This window comes from Pseudomonas flavescens (assembly GCF_013408425.1).
In the GTDB taxonomy this organism is placed as follows: Bacteria; Pseudomonadota; Gammaproteobacteria; order Pseudomonadales; family Pseudomonadaceae; genus Aquipseudomonas; species Aquipseudomonas fulva_A.
In genome coordinates, this window is sequence record NZ_JACBYV010000001.1 from 1,453,570 (window position 1) to 1,470,421 (window position 16,852).

The 16,852-nt window shown below is 52.9% G+C and carries 15 protein-coding genes and 2 pseudogenes; 14 read left to right on the top strand and 3 right to left on the bottom strand.

Features of this window, described 5'->3' with window-relative positions; all coding sequences use genetic code 11:
* The 12 genes and pseudogenes from FHR27_RS06325 (at window position 1) to FHR27_RS06385 (ending at window position 11,059) form a co-directional block, all read left to right on the top strand.
* Complete coding sequence (locus FHR27_RS06325; protein ID WP_179538093.1) at window positions 1-549, top strand: hypothetical protein; 549 nt, start codon at window positions 1-3, stop codon at window positions 547-549.
* 527 nt (window positions 550-1,076) lie between these two features.
* Window positions 1,077-1,772 carry a transposase gene (locus FHR27_RS06330; protein ID WP_179538094.1) on the top strand — a complete coding sequence of 232 codons (696 nt, stop codon included), beginning with the start codon at window positions 1,077-1,079 and terminating at the stop codon, window positions 1,770-1,772.
* 78 nt (window positions 1,773-1,850) lie between these two features.
* Window positions 1,851-2,450: a hypothetical protein gene (locus FHR27_RS06335; RefSeq protein WP_082045888.1), complete on the top strand. Its 600-nt coding sequence runs from the start codon at window positions 1,851-1,853 to the stop codon at window positions 2,448-2,450.
* Between the two features lie 173 nt (window positions 2,451-2,623).
* On the top strand, window positions 2,624-3,334 hold the full coding sequence (locus FHR27_RS06340; RefSeq protein WP_179538095.1) for a transposase: 711 nt from the start codon (window positions 2,624-2,626) through the stop codon (window positions 3,332-3,334).
* A gap of 559 nt (window positions 3,335-3,893) precedes the next feature.
* On the top strand, window positions 3,894-4,577 hold the full coding sequence (locus FHR27_RS06345) for a hypothetical protein (RefSeq protein ID WP_179540048.1): 684 nt from the start codon (window positions 3,894-3,896) through the stop codon (window positions 4,575-4,577).
* Window positions 4,578-4,775: 198 nt separating this feature from the next.
* Window positions 4,776-5,969, top strand: a pseudogene (locus FHR27_RS06350) (IS4 family transposase).
* Window positions 5,970-6,404: 435 nt separating this feature from the next.
* Window positions 6,405-6,959, top strand: coding sequence for a DUF6990 domain-containing protein (locus FHR27_RS06355; RefSeq protein WP_179538096.1), 555 nt, complete (start codon window positions 6,405-6,407; stop codon window positions 6,957-6,959).
* Window positions 6,960-7,074: 115 nt separating this feature from the next.
* Window positions 7,075-7,368 (top strand): hypothetical protein, encoded by a 294-nt coding sequence (locus FHR27_RS06360; protein ID WP_179538097.1) that lies wholly within the window; start codon window positions 7,075-7,077, stop codon window positions 7,366-7,368.
* A gap of 67 nt (window positions 7,369-7,435) precedes the next feature.
* A pseudogene (locus FHR27_RS06365) lies at window positions 7,436-8,137 on the top strand (transposase).
* 162 nt (window positions 8,138-8,299) lie between these two features.
* The gene (locus FHR27_RS06370; RefSeq protein WP_042554578.1) at window positions 8,300-8,686 is read left to right on the top strand and encodes a CDI toxin immunity protein; all 387 of its coding nucleotides are present in this window, start codon (window positions 8,300-8,302) and stop codon (window positions 8,684-8,686) included.
* A gap of 768 nt (window positions 8,687-9,454) precedes the next feature.
* Complete coding sequence (locus tag FHR27_RS06375) at window positions 9,455-10,162, top strand: hypothetical protein (protein WP_179540049.1); 708 nt, start codon at window positions 9,455-9,457, stop codon at window positions 10,160-10,162.
* Window positions 10,163-10,837: 675 nt separating this feature from the next.
* Window positions 10,838-11,059 (top strand): hypothetical protein, encoded by a 222-nt coding sequence (locus tag FHR27_RS06385; RefSeq protein WP_179538099.1) that lies wholly within the window; start codon window positions 10,838-10,840, stop codon window positions 11,057-11,059.
* Between the two features lie 475 nt (window positions 11,060-11,534).
* Here the strand turns inward: FHR27_RS06385 and FHR27_RS06390 are convergent, their stop codons facing one another.
* The 3 genes from FHR27_RS06390 to FHR27_RS06400 all read right to left on the bottom strand — a co-directional run bounded on the left by FHR27_RS06390 (window position 11,535) and on the right by FHR27_RS06400 (window position 13,907).
* A complete protein-coding gene (locus FHR27_RS06390; protein ID WP_179538100.1) occupies window positions 11,535-12,764 on the bottom strand; it encodes a two-component system sensor histidine kinase NtrB in 1,230 nt (409 codons plus the stop codon).
* 445 nt (window positions 12,765-13,209) lie between these two features.
* A complete protein-coding gene (locus tag FHR27_RS06395) occupies window positions 13,210-13,458 on the bottom strand; it encodes a DUF1654 domain-containing protein (protein WP_179538101.1) in 249 nt (82 codons plus the stop codon).
* Between the two features lie 242 nt (window positions 13,459-13,700).
* Entirely contained in the window at window positions 13,701-13,907 is a 207-nt protein-coding gene (locus FHR27_RS06400) for a hypothetical protein (RefSeq protein ID WP_042554582.1), read from the bottom strand.
* 463 nt (window positions 13,908-14,370) lie between these two features.
* On the opposite strand from FHR27_RS06400, the gene gacA reads away from it, so the two are divergent.
* Window positions 14,371-15,015, top strand: coding sequence for a response regulator transcription factor GacA (gene gacA, locus FHR27_RS06405; RefSeq protein WP_042554583.1), 645 nt, complete (start codon window positions 14,371-14,373; stop codon window positions 15,013-15,015).
* Window positions 15,002-16,840: an excinuclease ABC subunit UvrC gene (gene uvrC / locus FHR27_RS06410; RefSeq protein ID WP_042554584.1), complete on the top strand. Its 1,839-nt coding sequence runs from the start codon at window positions 15,002-15,004 to the stop codon at window positions 16,838-16,840. The genes gacA and uvrC overlap by 14 nt, the downstream gene beginning before the upstream one ends.
* The last annotated feature ends 12 nt before the right edge of the window (window positions 16,841-16,852 follow it).

Below are 16,852 nucleotides of genomic sequence, written 5' to 3' on the forward strand. Positions count from 1 at the left end.
ATGAGTAAAAAAAACATTCATTTCTTTGCAATGCGAGATGACTTGGTTGAGGTTTTGGATGCGGCCAAGCAAATCATGAGCTTCAAATTTGCCCAGGGAACAGACGATGAGAGATTACCGATTGTTTATCAATCAGTATTAGATGTGCCGGGATTTTCGGTAGCTACGTCTGGAGATCAGAATCATTGCCCAAGGTATCTTCTTATACCTGAGGATGCCTTGCCTGTGCCCCGAACAGTGGTGATGAATGACGGCAGAGTAAGAAACTTCTTGAATGAAGGGGGGCAGCCGAGCAGTGTGAGCTTGATTCCAGGAGGACTATATTCATCTGGGGGGATTATTATTGCAGGCGATATTAATACAATGACAGCGGATCAATGGACCCAAAATTTGCACAAAGTTCTCCGGAAATTTTTCACAATGCATTTCAAGAGGGTCAATGGTGTGTATGTAGGGAAACAGGCTTACCAAAAACTCAAAGAGGGCTGGCGGTTAAATTCTAGTATAAAGGCACCAGTGTTCACGGATTTGGCTGAACCGCTCTCATAAAAGGAACCCAAGACTACTGAGTCCTGTGTTTGTTAGTTACGACGAAATATTTACTCTCCTCCAGCTCTCAGGGAAAAGGCAGACCGATTGCACCAAATCAATGGGGTTAGAGTCATTGATTCCGACAAGACAGAAGGGTAACCGGAGCACTCTTAGGGTTGATCAGCGAAGCGTAATCCGCCGTTTACGGCGACTTGATCAGTGTGTGCCGAGGGTCAATCGTTCTTTAAAAGGTAGATATGCCGACCCCATAACCGGCACCTAAATAGGCGCTTCGATTAAATCAGTAAACAGAGGGGCCGTCACACTAGAGTTCAACCGATATCCTTCTTTGAATTTCTCATACGCTTGCGGGCCAACGAAAACACCATTTACTTTTTTAAAGGTATTAACAATAGCTTTCCGTACAGAACAATAGGGGACAGACCACGATAGGAACGATAGGGATTCCTCAGGGACAGACCACGATTATTCCTTCCATTTCGATAGTGGTCTAGGCTTGTAAGTCTCTATGGAAGGAGGTTTTCATGCCACGTCGAGCGCGTATTTTGTTGCCAGGAATGTCACTCCATTTAATTCAGAGAGGAAATAATCGCTCGGCCTGTTTCTACGCAGCTGAGGATTATCTTTTCTATCTGGATGTATTGGCGGAGCAAGCAAAGAAGCATGGGTGCGCTGTCCATGCTTGGTGCCTGATGACCAATCATGTTCATTTGCTGGTCACACCCGAAAGCCCCGAGAGTACGGGGCTGATAATGAAGGGGCTAGTGCAACGCTATGTGCAGTACGTCAATCGGACATACCGCCGTAGCGGTACGCTTTGGGAAGGTCGCTTTCGCTCCTGCCTGGTGCAGGAGGAAGCTTACGTGCTCGGTTGCTATCGATATATTGAAATGAATCCTGTGCGCGCCGGCATGGTTGAGCACCCAGCTGAATATCGCTGGTCGAGCTACCGGGCCAACGCGCAAGGCGAGGCGTCAGTTCTGCGCTGCCCCCATCCTATGTACCATGCATTGAGTCAAGACGAGCGGCTCAGGGTTGAGTTCTATAGGGAGTTGTTCCGCTATCAGCTAGATCCGGGGCTAGTTGATCAAATTCGAGCCGCGACAAATGGAAACTATGCGCTGGGTAGTCCGAAGTTTTCTGCCGAAGTGGAGGCAGCCTTGGGGCGAAGAGTCACAAGAGGTAAGGCGGGGCGTCCCAAGCGTGCGTCCGATCTTTGAGTGAAATCGGGGTCTGTCCCCTAATACATTCTCAAACCCTGTGACAATTGTAGCGTTACCTGGCCGTGAGGTTATATTATGAGTTATTTAAGTAAAGAGTGGCAGCCTGGCTTTGGTACTATATATACGTGGGTGGCAATGGATAAATGCGGTCGTCTGGCTGTGATGGTGAATAATTGTTTTGGTGATTTGCCGAGGGTTCTACTGGAGGTTGATGATGTTGGCTCCCTTTTAGATGATGTTTGCGAATTCATATGGGAAGAGTCTTCGAAGGTCTGTGTGTATCCAGAGAAAAAACTTGGAGGAGCTAAGGTTGATCTGTTTTCTGCATGGAGTTATCGAGGGTACGGAGTTGAGGAGGTCTTAACTGACTTGCAAGAAGACCTAGTTGAGCGTGGCGTCTTTTCTGAGTTTAATCTTCCTGTCAATAAAGGACTTTATGTATATCACGGCGTTGAGGGGGATAATCCAGGCGTAGATTATCCGGTTGGATACTCTGGTGAGTCGGAGATGGGGGATTATTTTAGGTTCCTAGTCCCTACGGAATTTTCTGATATTAAAGAGTTTCCAGACTTTTTGCGTAAAGGAGTTGTTGTGTCGAAGACCGTGGATTTTTCTTTAGACCGTCTTCTGAAAAGTAGCCTAATTAATGAGTGTTTTACTGCAATGTACGAATAGGAATAAGAGGAAAGTAGGGGGCAAATTTGTCCCCTTTCCCATTTTAATTGCCAGGTCTAAGTGATCATGGGCGTCCCCTTTTTTGTCCCTGGCGCCGCAATCGATGGGGTCAGAGTCATTGATTTTGGCGTCTCATGATAGTTATGGTTTCCCGATCCTGAGGAGAGCACGCCATGGCCCGTTTACCCCGTCTTTATTTTCCGGGATGCGTCCAGCATGTGATTCAACGAGGCAACAATCGTGAGGCCTGCTTTTACGATGAAGCGGACTACAAGGTCTACCTGTATTTTCTGAACGACGCGGCCAAAAATTACCAAGTCGCCATTCATGCTTTTGTGCTGATGACGAATCATGTGCACCTGCTCGCCACACCCAGCGATGAGCAGGGCATTAGCCGGCTGATGCAAGCACTGGGGCGTCGGTACGTTCAATACTTTAATTTTACTTACGGCCGTACTGGCACCTTGTGGGAGGGGCGGTATAAATCAACACTTGTTGATACTGACAGCTACCTGCTAACGGTTTACCGCTATCTAGAGCTGAATCCGGTACGAGCAGGCATGGTTACTCATGCATCGGAATATCCTTGGTCAAGTTATCAAGCCAATGCCTTGGGCAAGCCTATCCAATTGCTCACGCCGCACGCACTATATCTTCGGCTCGGTAATACAGAGGAGGAACGCCAGAGCGCCTACCGTTCATTGTTCCGGGGGCGATTGCCTGAACGACAGTTGTCGGAGATACGTGAGGCCACGAACAAGGGTTGGGTGCTTGGTGATGATCGGTTCAAGGCTCAAATTGAGGTCAAGACAGGTAGGCGAGCCGCTCCTCTTGGGCGAGGCGGTGATAGGAAATCTGCGGAGTATCAAGAAACCAGCAGCTAAATCAATGACTCTGACCCCATTGATTCCCGGGTGGCGCGAAGAGTCCCTTGGGAGATCCCGAGGCGAGGTTGAGAGGATGGTTGAATGATGCATCGATTGCAAACTCAGATCCAGCATTGAGAGACGCTTTGCAAGCTGCGTTGACTTCCGAGAAAGCTAACGTTCAAGGCGTGACCGTCAAAGTCGGTCTGCCGGCCCCTGGTAAAACAGGTGTTGCAGAATTTAAGGTGGAAGCATGGCCCAAAAGATAATTCAATACGAGCGCGCGGGTGTGAACCCGAAATGGCCCTCTTACAAAAGTGTCTTAGACCGTATCGCCAAGGGGCCACACGTATCAGATGAGTACGAGTTGAATGGCATTCGTGAGTATGTGACACGCGGTGATGCATTTGCTAAGCCCTCTATGCCTGTTCCAAATAGAAACAATGCTACTCGTAGCAGTGCCGAGTGGATGGCGGTCACACGCGCCCACGAGGTATTGGCAACCGCTGCAAATAATCCGCAATGGCTTCAGGACTTGGCGCATTGGGTTCGCTATTACCAGGTTGGTATCAAACAAGTGTTTTTCTGGGCGTGCCAGTTCGACATCCTGGCTAAAGCAGCAGGAAATGCCCGACGTCAACAAAACTATAATATCCAAACTGCCAGCAACATGATGGCGGCCATGGCGATACTGGGTTGGAAAGATGCTCTGATTTACATGGGCTACCTCAGCCACGCAGCGCTCAATCGCAGGCATCAACTGGTGCTTCAGTACGAAGAGGAGCAACGCCGCGCCCAAGCCTTCATGCTGCGGTTGTTTGCCGATTGGGTGGGCGATGTCTCGCACCAGTGGCCTGCCTATGCTTATGACGAACCCATTTACGAAGCGTTGTTGCTGCATTGGCGTACTCCCAACCCTGAGGACCTACTGCCTTGCCTCTTGGCTGCCTGCGACCGGCATACTTGGCAAAGCGGCAAAGACAGCCTTAAGAACTTCTACGACTTCAATCAAGACTGGCATCTTGAGCGTGTACCAGTGGAAATCCTCTACATCCTGCGCCTGCGGCAGTGGGAAGGTTTGGCAAATCCGCAGAAGATCGATCATCCGTTGATGGCTACACCCTATGATCAACTGCCTCCAGAACAATCTGTGCCAGAATTAGACGAACTTATGCAAGGCGTGCTTAAACGCGCACGTGAGGATTGGCCGCAGTACGACGAAGTGCTGTCTTTGTCGGCACTAAAAAGTGGCCATAAGTAAGAGAAGGGAAAAGGGGACAGATTTATTTTTCTCCTGATTGGCTAAGCTGAAGATCTCAATGGAAGGAGATTGTAAGAAAAGGGGACAGATTCTGAGGAATCCCCACAAAATATCCATGCAGATCAGTCGGATAGCTTGAAGATGCCTGCACGAGTCGGGCAGTTTGGTAGTCGCCAAACCAACCAACCCCCGAGACTCATGCAGGCAGTACGATTCTTACACAGGGCATTTTCCCAAGCACTCCCCACGATCCACAGCAAGCGACTGAATGCCTTGATGAGCAGCGTCAGTGCCTTGCTGCAAGGGCACCGCCTGACCCTGACCGATCTGGGCAGGGCCATGCCGAGCGCGGCTTACGCCAGGCACTCGATCAAGCGTGTGGATCGCCTGCTCGGCAACGCACATCTGCAAAACGAACGCCTGCTGTTTTAGTGGAAAATGCTTACGGCACTGTTTGGCTCCCTGCATCATCCCTTGATCCTGGTGGATTGGTCGCCAATCAATGCCGCGTCTGATCTTTACGTGCTGTGGGCTTCCATCCCATTGGCCGGTCGAGCGTTCCCTGTTTACGAAAGCGTGCATGATCGTGAGGGTTGCCCCCAGCGCCAGAAGCAACTGCTCAATGCACTTGAAGTCATGCTGCCCGAGCAGTGCGTGCCGATCCTGGTGACCGATGCTGGGTTTCGTCGCCCCTGGTTCCAGGCTGTTGAAGCCAAGGGGTGGCATTACGTGGGGCGTGTGCGCAATCGTGACCTCTATCGTGATGAACAAGGCCGCTGGCAACCGATCAAGCAGCTCTACCAGCAGATAACTTCGACAGCGCGCTCGCTTGGACAAATCGAGATGACGCGCAGTGCGCCGCACAGCGTTGCTTTGTACGGCATTCACCAGCGGCCCAGGGGTAGAAAACACCGACGCGTGACGGGCAGCATCGCCCGTAGCAAGCTCAGCCGACAGAACGCTCGCCGTGAACAAGAGCCCTGGCTGCTCGCCAGCAACCTGCCACAAGCTAACTGGACGGCACGTCGGATCGTGGGCATCTACCGCAAGCGGATGCAGATCGAGGAAGGGTTTAGGGATGTGAAAAGCCTACGTTTCGGCTTTGCCTTCGACCTGCATCGAACGCGCTGCCCACGGCGTATCGAGATCCTGCTGCTGATCGCAGCACTGGCTTGTTATGCGCTTTACCTTGCCGGCCTTCAAGCTCGGATGACAGGCAGGGCAATCCGCTTTCAGAGCAACAGCGTCAGGCATAAAACCGTGCTGTCGCTCTGGCGTGTCGGCCTTGAATACCTCAGGCGCTCGGCCAACGATTTATCCTGCTCGGTACTCACCAGGATGGAGCTATTGCTGTGTGACGAGGTTCACCGGCAAGCTCAGGTGCTGGAGTAGATTTGTGGGGATTCCTCAGGGTCTGTCCCCTAATACACCCTAATACACAAACAATGCGTCTGCTCCGCGTATTACGCTGCAACAGCGAACCGCAAATCACAATGCACACCTTGATGATATTGCTGGTCAGCTGCGTGAACAGGGATATACAGTCAAAGGAAATGGTGCTCGTTTCTATGATAGCGGAGGAAAGACTTATACTCACACGGATCTTGTCGCTCTGCGACCTGATGGCGATCCGATCATTATCGAGATGAAGACCGGTGGCGCAGTGAATACAACACGACAAAATGAGATATATCCTCAGATATTGGCTGGCGACGCATTGCCGTCGCGTCCTATAGCACGCATGCTCGGTATTAAGCCGAACGTGCCGTTAAGGCAACAGGGCTACCCTAATGGAATTCCTATTTATCAAGTGACGGCGCCTGGGTTATGAAAGTTGATATCCTAATTGGTAAAGCTATTGAAAAAAATGGTGGAAAGTGGAAGGCGGATCGAGATGGGGCATTTTGGGAGGCGGAGAGAAATGGCTTCGTTATCCAAGCTGAGCCATTTATAAGAAATCGTCCGTCTGGCCGCATTTGGTTGGGCATGGATTGCTCTGTCAGTCATAAAGATTTTGCTAAGGTAGCTAACTTCATTATGAAGGAGCGACCCAAGAGCTTTGTTTCGCTGCGCTGGTTTCAGAAAAATGAAGAAGTGGATTCGATAGAGCAAGCACCAGTCGCTTTCACTAGGTTAATAGAGGAGGTGCTAGCTGAGATAGATGCTGAAGAGATCGGACAGGCTATCGAAGAGTTTAGGCATAATAGGCCTAATAGCCCTAGCATGTCGCAGGTATGCCACTTAGCAGCTCTAGCGTGGTCGAAAGACAGCGACACACTCGAAGACTATCAACGAATGTTCATTGCAGGTAATCGCTTGAACTTTGTACCTATGATCGACAAGGCTATGATTGACCGCGCCTTAGAAATTGCCCTGAAGTAAGGCACACGCGAATATAAGCGGAAAGGGGGACAGATTTATTTTCGAGTGGTTGGGATGGCCCAAGATTAAATAAATCTGTCCCCTTTTCTTCCTATATTCCCATCTAGGTGATGTAATGCAGGATTATCCCGTTATAAAAAACCTACTCTGCTCTATATTTTCGGTGGATGTTGGTTTGGATGAAAGTGAGGCGTTCGCTGCTTTGGGGCGTGTGCTAAATGATAAGCGTCAGAGAAAAAAGATAGAGCATGAATTGCTTGTGCTTTTTAATGATCAATCTGCTCTTTGGGTTGAGTTGCTTGATAATGACAGTTATGTTGTCTATCCAGCAGATGATAAAAGTGATGCTAAAAGCTACTTGATGGGAATATTGTGGAATAAAGTGTTCCCAGGTGTACCGCTGCCTTAAGGAAAAGGGGCAGATTTATTTTATTGCTGATGGACTAAGCTGAAAGCCTCAATGGAAGGAGGTTGTTATGCCAAGGATGGGACGCATTGTGGTGCCTAACTACCCGCATCACGTAGTGCAGTGAGGCCATAATCGGCAGGTGGTCTTTGTCGGCGATCAGGATTATCAAAGTTACATTGCTGATCTGCGCGAGTTGAAAGACGTCTTCGGGATCAAGGTCTACGCCTACTGCCTGATGACAAATCATGTCCATCTACTGCTGGCGCCCGGTGAGGCCATCGCTGGGTTGGGACTGTTGATGAAGGCGTTGGCAGCGCGTGCCACGCGGTATAGAAATCGTCTGGAAGGGCGCACCGGCACTCTCTGGGAGAGCCGTTACAAGTCCAGTGTGGTCGAGTCAGACGCCTACTTACTTGCCTGCTGCCGCTATATCGAGTTAAACCCGGTTCGGGCCCGTATGGTTGCCGAGGCAGGTGACTACCCCTGGTCGAGTTACCAGATGCGCGCCACTGATCAAGCGGACAGTGATTGGTTGGATATTGACCCTTGCTTCATCGCACTTGGCGATACGCCTGAAAGGCGTCGTATCCGTTATATGAAGTTCATGCGCCAAGCTGTAACGTCAAGTGAAATTGAACTGATCCGGACTGCACTTCAGAGAGGGCAGTTAACCGGTAGTGCTCGTTTTGTGGATGAAATAGAGAGAGTTCAGGGGCAACGGATAGAGCTACGGGGTCAGGGGAGGCCTAGGAAAGTGTCAGAAAAATAAATCTGTCCCCTTTTGCATTTTTGCATTCAAAAGGTACTCACATAAATGTATGGGGCTATACTCGAGGTGAAAGCCCTGGCAAAGCAGTAAAGCTGGTTATACCTTTTGATGGTAATGAGAAGGCCTTTGAGGCAATATTGGAAATGCTAAATAGGTAATCAGATGACTCTATTCGAAGAATGTAAAGAAGCACTTGGTGCCGATTTTAGAGTGATTGATGGAGATGGTTTTGTTGCGGCGATGAATGTGTTAAAAAAATATCCAGTCTCAAAGAATGGGGTTGTATGGGAGGAGTTGAGCTTTAAAGATTACGATGGTATTGAAGAGTTGCTGAGTGGAGTTGCTAATAAAATAGATGGTGTGTACGTTCTGGCGGATGATGCTGAGATTCCTTTATTTTGCACAAATTTGAAGCTGATTGCGGAGAATATCTACGCTGTTACAGCGTTGTCTCCAAAGCTGTTGATTTTTAACGATAGGGTGATTATGCAGCCTTTATTCCCAACTGAGATGATACGTTTGGGTTACAGAATAGGGGAGGAAAGGTAAAAATGGAAAGATTTGAATGGCACTTATTTAGCCCTTAACTGATTGATTCTAAGAAGAGAGGCCGATCTTGGTCTGCGGTGATAGTTGCGAACATACACCGAGCCCAAAAAGCAGCCGATATGAATTCTAGGCATCAAGCTGTCATTCATCAACGGCAATGTGCCCGGCGACATATATCAAGTGCCTACGCCTTCTCCAACGACCGATGCAGCCAAAGCAATCGATAGGGGCAGGCTGGATGGCGCAAAGAGTCCCCTGAGAGATCCCGAGGCGAGGTTGAGAGAATGGGTTGAATAATGCATCGAAATCAAATTCAGACCCAGCACTGAGAGACGCTTTGCAAGCGGCGTTGGATTCAGGAAAAGCCAAGGTTCAAGGTGTAACAGTCAAAGTCGGTGTTCCCGCCCCCAGTAAAACAGGTGTAGCAGAATTTAAGGTGGAACCATGGACCAAGAAGTAATTCAGTGCAAGCGCTCGGGCGTAAACCCTAAATGGCCCCCCTACAAAAGTGTGCTGGGGCGCATAGCCAAGGGGCCACACGTCTCAGATGAATACGAGTTGAATGGCATCCGTGAATATGTTGAGCGCGGCGATGCATTTGCGAAGCCATCAATGCCTGTACCAAATAGTGACAACGTTACGCGTAGTAGCTCCGAATGGATGGCCGTCACACGAGCCCACAGGGTATTGGCAACCGCACCAGATAATCCGCAATGGCTTCTAGAGTTGGCCCATTGGTTGCGCTATTACCAAGTAGGAATTTGGCAGTTGTTCTTCTGGGCGGGCCAGTTCGACATTATTGCCAAAGCGGCAGGCAATGATCGACGCCGCCAAAACTATAGCATCCAGACCACCACCAATATGATGGCCTCCATGGCGATCCTAGGCTGGAAGAATGCTGTCATCCATCAGGGCTATCTCACCCATGCGGCTCTCAACCGTGGGCATCAATTAGTGATTGAGTACGAAGAGCAACACCGCCGCGCCCAAGCCTTTATGCTGCGTGTGTTTGCCGATTGGGTGGGCGATGTCTCGCATCAATGGCCTGCTTATGCTTACGACGAACCCATCTACGAAGCCTTGTTGGCCGAGTGGCGCACTCCCAGACCCGACGACCTGATGCCCTGTCTGTTGGCCGCGTGTGACCGCCACACTTGGCAAACCGGCAAAGAGAGCCAGAAGAATTCCTACGACTTCAATCAGGACTGGCACTTGGAGCGCGTGCCGGTGGAAATTCTCTATATCCTGCGCCTGCGCCAGTGGGAAGGTTTAGCCAATCCGCAGAAGATCGATCATCCGCTACTGGCCGCGCCCTTTGACCAATTGCCGCCCGAGCAACCAGTACCTGAGTTGGACGAGTTGATGCAAGGTGTGCTCAAGCGCGCAAGGGAAGATTGGCCACAGTACGATGAAGTGCTGTCTTTGCCAGAATTGAGGGGTTGTAAATCGGGGTCAGAACACGATAGAAATAATTGAAGTCGCATTGCGCCGGGATCAGATTACGGTTAGATAACAAGCTCTTTGATAATTTGGAATTTACATCTGCGATTATCCGATGTTGTCCCGCAGCGTCGAACACCATGTCCGAACAGGTGTGGATACTAAGCAGGTGGCTTTAGCTCTTTTAAATAGTTATCGCTGGCTTTGAATACGCCCCTATACCAACGACCGCCTGGTCCAAATGGCGCCCTGTTACCGGTCGTGATGTATTTTGTATTTAAGTGGTCTGAACCCGATTCTTCTGTTTCACAAACTAAAAGAGATGTGTACGCGCTAGCTGCTGTGGTTATCATGGCTTCGCTCGGTAGCGAGGGCAAGAAAGCGGCGAAGAAAATCGAAGATACGCCTTTTCAGGTAGGTTACTTCAAACGTCACTGATGCAATGACAGATAATAATTTTAGAAAGCTAGTTAAAAGTATGCGGCAGGATGGGCTCAAGGATCCAGCTATTCAGTATGTGGAGATCAATAGTGTGCCTCATGTCGTAGTAGGTAATAATCGACTGACTGCGGCAAGGTTTCTAGGAGAGACGTCTGAGTTTATATGCAAGAAGGTCAGCTTCCCAATTCCTAGAACCAATTTTCATACAGAAAAAATATGTTTTAGATACAATTGGCTCGGTTAGACAGCCTAGATGTAGGGGTAGTTGATGTGGCAATTTGGCAATTCGTTTTCTTTCTCGTTCCGCAGGACAAGATTTTGAGAGAGGATGGCTCTTCTCCTCTATATTTGGAGCAATTTAAATCACGTGATGTTGATACTCTTTTTGAGGAAGAGATTTCTGAGGAGTTCATTGATTATTGGGGTGGAGGGTGGCTTAAGTTAAGGGAAAATGTTTCTAATATTTTCCCTCTTTACCTTCTTGGAGTGTAGATGCCGAATTCTTTGGTATTGATGGGCAGGTAAGGGTAGAGTTTTGGAAGGATGAAGTAATTTGTATGGTTGATGCGCGTGCCGATGTAAGTAAAAGTATTTACTTTTTTTCATCACTAGCAGAAGAATGTAAGTGCGTCGTCATATTAAAGGAAGGTGGTCGAGTAATTGCTCCCTCAAATTTATCTTTGTATGAGGAGTTTTTGAAATCTAAAGCGTATCAGTTTATTCAGAATCCTCACAAAACATTGCTGGATGGCTAAATAGGGGAAAAGGGGACACCCACTAGCCAGCCTCGCCTCAAGACCCAAAGCCACCCACTCTGCTTTTTAACCGCATAGTTTCCAGCGCCGAACCTGATGGGTTGAACCGCTCGAGTCTGTTGCCCGTTCTTGTCTGCGACCGAGTGGAGCCAGTCACTCATATGGATCAAGCGGTCGCTAGGGCATAGGCGAACCGTATCTCTCCTGTCCGCTTACTCCTCAGCCCCATCGATGGCCATGGAGTGCTCGGTTCCATAGCTGGGGAAGTGCAGGCGGAAGCAGCTGCCGCGGCCTGGTTCGCTTTCTACAGTGAGCTGGCCGTTCATTTCATTGACGAAGCCGCGCACCATGGAGAGTCCCAGGCCGGTGCCCTTGCCGTCTGCCTTGGTGGTGAAGAAGGGCGCGAAGACTTTGTCCAGCACCTCGGGCGCCATGCCGCAGCCTTCGTCGACTACGCTGATCACCACGTAGCTTCCCGGTTGGAAGTTGGAGTTGTGATGGGTGAAGTTGGTGCGGTCGAGGTTGGCATCGTGGGTGCTTAGGGTCAGGGTGCCGCCGTCTGGCATGGCATCCCGGGCGTTGATGGCCAGGTTGAGGATGGCGCTTTCCAATTGCTGTTTGTTGGCCTTCAGAAAGCGTGCGTCTGGCGCCAGGCTGAGGTTGATCACGACCTTGCTGCCGACCGCGGTGCGGATCAGCGAAGCCATGCCCAGCAGTACCTGGTTGGGGTCGATGCGCTCCAGTTTCTTGGCGCGCTTGCGAGAGAAGCGCAGCAGGTTGTCGGCCAGCGAGGTGGCTCGATCCACCGCCTCCTTGCAGAGATCGTAATACTTGCTCAGGCGACTGGAGCCAGCGGTCTCTACATCTTTCTCCATCAGTGATAGGGCCATGGACATGCTGGCCAGCTGGTTGTTGAAGTCGTGGGCGAGGCCGCTGGTGATCTGGCCGACCACTTCCATTTTCTGCGACTGGAACAGGGCGCTCTCCAGATGCTGCTGGTTGAGCTCCTGGGCGACCTGCTGGCGAAGGTCCTGCACGCTGTTCATGAAGCCCAGCATGGTGCCGTTCTCATCGAACAACGGGACGATATTGGCCAGCACCGGCACACGGGTGCCATCGCGGCGTTCGACGATGGTGCGGAAGTTGGTCACGGCTTTCTGGGTGACGAGAATATCCGCCAGCGGCGTGAGTTCATGGGGGATGTGCACGCCTTCGGGGGTGAGCAGCTTGTGTGCCCCGCAGAATTTGATCTGGCTATCGCCCAGCTTGGGAGCCTCGCCCCAGATTTCCGCGGCCTTGTGGTTGTATGCCACCACCACGCCCGCTGAATTGCAGAGATAAACGCCTACCGGTAGATGCTCAATGAGTTCGTGGCTGAGCTTGCTTGCCAGAGAAGTACCGGCGGGCAGCAGCAGGCTTATGCTGAGCGAGTTTTCTGACATGAGCTTCTACTGATGCGGGAAGGGGGATATCGCCGGCTAGGTTAGTGCCATTCCCCCCACAGTGCGAGGGGGGGTATCAGGTATTCATCGGAGTGACGCCTGCGAGCTCGAATATGTCGCGGGCGAGGGCACCGGCGCATCGGCTGGCGGGTGTATGCCGGCTGTCCGGTCGTCTCGATGTCGATGCAGTCGCGAGGTGGTATCGCGGTGCCTGGAGTCAGTTCTGGCTGAACTCGCCAAGAATCTGCAGCAGGGTGTAGGCACCTGCACCGAGCAGAGATACCAGCGATACGGTTATGGCGATTGCGATCCAGATCATGGCGAGGCTCATCTAGCGAATGGGGATGCATGCCTGATGCGCGACCTGTCGAGGCATCGTGCTATCAGGGCATGATCAAAATAGAATGAGTCTTGTCGCCTTTGTTCAGGCTATTTTTGCGACCGGTCAGTCATCTTTTGGGACCGTCCAGAACAGCTGGTAACCGTCGTCCCGGTGGGCGATCGTGACGTTATCGTTCTCGCCGATTTCTTCCAGGATGCGCGCCCAGTCATCGGGGCTGTCACCCTCTGCATGGAGCAGTACGGCTGTCCGGGATTTTTGCGCGGCCGGTGAATTGATGGCCCGCGAAACCCGGGCGCCAAGCAATTCGTAGGAGGAGGGTGTCGCTGCAGCTGATGAGGTGCCTTTTGCCATGAGTACTCGCCTTTATTGCTGTATGTGCATACAGTAATGGCGAGATCGACAAATGTCACTCTGCCTTGTCGTTTTGCGAGGGGTGTTGATTGAGAGGGATGAGAAGGACGCGCCGCCATCCGTGCAATGGCTTGAGCCGCTCATCTATGCAGGTGCGGCCAGTCACTTGCGTGAGGCCGCATCACAGGGGCAGCGCATGGCAATTGGTTTTTCCACTCGGCAGAACCGTTGCCAATCAGCTGTCAGTAGCCCAGAGAGCCTTTCAGGTCCGCGTAGACGGCGGTCATCAGGATCTTGTTCTGCATCTGCGCGGCAGACAGCCGGCGCGTGGCCACGAGGTTGCATTGCAGATCGAGGCAGTCGACCTGCAGACCCTCCGAGGAGGTTTCCGTGATGATGTGGTAACGGCCAGCGGTTACGGTCTTGAGTTGCTTGATGAGCATGTCCATGCGATTTCCCCTCGGTATGTTTCACGGTCTGTAATTTGAGAGCGGTGCCGCGTGGTTGGCGTTCCGCTTAAATTATTCGCTCTGGCACTGCGTGAGTGTCCGCCCTGGCGATTACAGGTCGATGACGCTGATGCCTGGCGCTGCGGTGCGTGAGGCGAAGCCTGCCGCCACCAGGGCTGTGACATCCGTGCGTATTTATTCCGGCTGCCGGCAGGTGGATGATGATGCCTAGGCGCAGGGCGTTCAGCGGGGCGTTTGCTGCTTATTTGGGCGAGCGCTATTCGCGGGCATTGCTGTCATTCCCCGGTCACGCTAGCCGGCAGATGAGGCTGCTGCGCCATCAACTTATAATTGGCGCTGGTGAATTGACGTGCAGAGCTAACTCAGGCGTCAGGTTTTTTGTTATGGTGCATTTCTCTCAGGTAGTCGCTGTGCGGCGCTCGCGCAGGTACGAGGTGTTCGTTTGATTAAGGTATTGGTTGTCGATGATCATGACCTCGTTCGCACGGGCATTTCACGCATGCTGGCCGATATAGAAGGCCTGCAGGTCATTGGCCAGGCCAGCTCCGGCGAAGAATCGCTGAAGAAGGTCCGTGAACTGAAGCCCGATGTCGTTCTGATGGACGTGAAGATGCCAGGCATCGGCGGCCTGGAAGCGACCCGCAAGCTGATTCGCAGCCACCCCGACCTCAAGGTCGTGGCCGTCACCGTGTGCGAAGAGGATCCGTTCCCGACCCGTCTCCTGCAGGCCGGTGCGGCCGGTTATCTGACCAAAGGCGCCGCGCTGGAAGAAATGGTGCAGGCCATTCGCATGGTGTTCAGTGGGCAGCGCTTCATCAGCCCGCAGATCGCCCAGCAACTGGCCCTCAAGTCGTTCCAGCCGCAGAGCAGCAATTCGCCGTTCGATCTGCTCTCCGAACGCGAGATCCAGATCGCTCTGATGATCGCCGGTTGCCAGAAGGTGCAGAGCATCTCAGACAAGCTCTGCCTGTCGCCTAAGACGGTGAACACCTACCGTTATCGAATTTTCGAGAAGCTGGCGATCACCAGCGATGTGGAGCTGGCGTTGCTTGCAGTGCGTCACGGCATGGTCGATGCCACCAGCTGAAGCCACTCCCGTGTTCGATGCCAGTGCCTTTCTCGCCACCTGCAGCGGTCGTCCAGGCGTGTACCGCATGTTCGACGCGAGCTCGAATCTGCTCTACGTCGGTAAAGCCAAGAACCTGAAGAAGCGTCTTGCCAGCTACTTTCGCAAGACCGGGTTGGCGACCAAGACCTCCGCGCTGGTCGGCAAGATCGCCCAGGTGGAAACCACCATCACCGCCAACGAGACCGAGGCGCTGCTGCTCGAGCAGACGCTGATCAAGGAGTGGCGGCCGCCGTACAACATCCTGCTGCGTGACGACAAATCCTATCCGTACGTTTTCCTGTCGGATGGCGACTACCCGCGTCTGGACATTCATCGCGGGGCCAAGAACCGCAAGGGCCGCTATTTCGGGCCGTATCCGAGCGCTGGCGCGATCCGTGAAAGCCTGGCGCTGCTGCAGAAGGCCTTTCTGGTACGGCAGTGCGAAGACAGCTACTACAGGAACCGCACCCGGCCGTGCCTGCAGTATCAGATCAAGCGCTGCAAGGCGCCTTGCGTTGGCCTCGTCGAGCCGGCCGAGTACGCCGAGGATGTACGGCACTCGGTGATGTTCCTGGAGGGGCGCAGCAACGCCTTGAATGCCGAGCTGTCCACCAACATGCAGCAGGCTTCGATGACACTGGATTTCGAGAAGGCTGCCGAGCTGCGTGATCAGATGGCACTGCTGCGCCGCGTGCAGGACCAGCAGAGCATGGAAGGCGGCACCGGCGACGTCGATGTCATCGCGGCCATGGTCAACCCCGGCGGCGCCTGCGTGCACCTGATCAGCGTGCGCGGCGGGCGCGTGCTGGGCAGCAAGAATTTCTTCCCCCAGGTGGCCATCGAAGAAGAGACCCAGGACGTGCTCGTGGCGTTTCTCGGTCAGTACTACCTGGGTACTCAGGAGCGCGATTTGCCCACCGAGCTGATCGTCAACGCGCCCCACGAAGACTATCCCGTGCTGATCGCCGCCATTCAGGAGCTGCGTGGGCGTGAGCTGGGCATCAGCTACCGCGTCCGCGGTACCCGAGCGCGCTGGCAGGCACTGGCGGTGACCAACGCCGAGCAGGCGCTGGGAGCCAGATTGGCCAACCGTGCCCATATGGCAGGGCGCTTCGATGCCCTGGCCGAAGCCCTGGACATGGACGAAGTACCGCAGCGCCTGGAGTGCTTCGATATCAGCCATTCCAGCGGCGAGGCGACCGTGGCCTCCTGCGTGGTCTTCGGCCCCGAAGGCCCGATCAAGTCGGACTACCGGCGCTACAACATCGAAGGCGTGACCGGTGGTGACGATTACGCTGCCATGCACCAGGCGCTGACCCGCCGCTTCAGCAAGATCAAGCAGAACGAAGGCAAGCTGCCGGACATTCTGCTGGTCGACGGCGGCAAGGGCCAGCTGGCCATGGCCCGCGAAGTGCTGACCACCCTCGAAGTTCCGGAGCTCATTCTGCTCGGTGTGGCCAAGGGCACGACGCGTAAGCCAGGCCTGGAAACCCTGTACCTGAACGACGCCGCCCACGAGTTCACGTTGCCGGGCAATTCGCCGGCCCTGCACCTGATCCAGCAGATCCGCGATGAATCGCACCGTTTCGCCATCACCGGGCACCGTGCCCGGCGCGGCAAGACACGCCGCACGTCGAGCCTGGAAGAGGTGGCAGGCGTCGGGCCAAAGCGCCGCCGTGAACTGCTCAACCACTTTGGTGGTCTGCAAGAATTGTCCCGTGCCAGTGCGGAAGAAATCGCCAAAGCGCCCGGTATCAGTAAAAAGCTCGCTGGGTTGATTTATGCAGCCCTGCACAGCGAGTAGAATGCCGCCTCA

Bases quoted from the DNA above. Each gene is read 5' to 3' on its own strand.
- FHR27_RS06325 (WP_179538093.1), top strand. From the start codon at position 1: ATGAGTAAAAAAAACATTCATTTCTTTGCAATGCGAGATGACTTGGTT.
- FHR27_RS06330 (WP_179538094.1), top strand. From the start codon at position 1,077: ATGCCACGTCGAGCGCGTATTTTGTTGCCAGGAATGTCACTCCATTTA.
- FHR27_RS06335 (WP_082045888.1), top strand. From the start codon at position 1,851: ATGAGTTATTTAAGTAAAGAGTGGCAGCCTGGCTTTGGTACTATATAT.
- FHR27_RS06340 (WP_179538095.1), top strand. From the start codon at position 2,624: ATGGCCCGTTTACCCCGTCTTTATTTTCCGGGATGCGTCCAGCATGTG.
- FHR27_RS06355 (WP_179538096.1), top strand. From the start codon at position 6,405: ATGAAAGTTGATATCCTAATTGGTAAAGCTATTGAAAAAAATGGTGGA.
- FHR27_RS06360 (WP_179538097.1), top strand. From the start codon at position 7,075: ATGCAGGATTATCCCGTTATAAAAAACCTACTCTGCTCTATATTTTCG.
- FHR27_RS06370 (WP_042554578.1), top strand. From the start codon at position 8,300: ATGACTCTATTCGAAGAATGTAAAGAAGCACTTGGTGCCGATTTTAGA.
- FHR27_RS06390 (WP_179538100.1), bottom strand. From the start codon at position 12,764: ATGTCAGAAAACTCGCTCAGCATAAGCCTGCTGCTGCCCGCCGGTACT.
- FHR27_RS06395 (WP_179538101.1), bottom strand. From the start codon at position 13,458: ATGGCAAAAGGCACCTCATCAGCTGCAGCGACACCCTCCTCCTACGAA.
- FHR27_RS06400 (WP_042554582.1), bottom strand. From the start codon at position 13,907: ATGGACATGCTCATCAAGCAACTCAAGACCGTAACCGCTGGCCGTTAC.
- uvrC (WP_042554584.1), top strand. From the start codon at position 15,002: ATGCCACCAGCTGAAGCCACTCCCGTGTTCGATGCCAGTGCCTTTCTC.